A 523-nucleotide genomic window follows, 5' to 3' on the forward strand; every position below is an offset into this window, starting at 1 on the left:
CGGTTCTGTACATGAATTTGCCAAATTCTCGGTAGCTCTTCGTGAACTGGTACTGCTTAATTTGAATTGCTCTTCAAACGAGTAGGTGAGTTAACTTATTAGAAAAAGCCTCGTAAATGCGAGGCTTTTTTGTATCCGCAAACACCAAATTCCGGTCATTAGCGTGACATTGTAACTAAATTTTAAAACTTAACTTCTGCTGAAATCGATTGCTTTTCCATTAGAAACTGAATATTTCAATGCAGCAAAAAAACGCTAATTCTTTGTTTTTATGAAAAAACTTCTAACTCAAGATGCAATTTTACTTAATTCGTTCATTTTCATTGAATTACAATAAAAAACAGTAAATAATATTGACCCGTTTACACGGGGCTTTTTTCTTTCGGAGGCACAATGCTTTACCGTCTAGCCAGAACTGGCTTTTTCCAACTTGATGCCGAAAAGGCACATGATCTTGCAATCAAGAACTTCCAACGCTTTAACGGCACACCACTCGATCTTTTCTATCGTCAACAATTACCTA

Annotated in this window: 1 pseudogene; it reads left to right on the forward strand. The window is 36.1% G+C overall.

Annotated elements, in window-relative coordinates:
- Positions 1–393: 393 nt before the first annotated feature.
- Positions 394–523: pseudogene (locus R7O13_RS30740) on the forward strand (quinone-dependent dihydroorotate dehydrogenase); the annotation flags it as partial.

This window comes from Vibrio sp. Y176 (assembly GCF_033438945.1).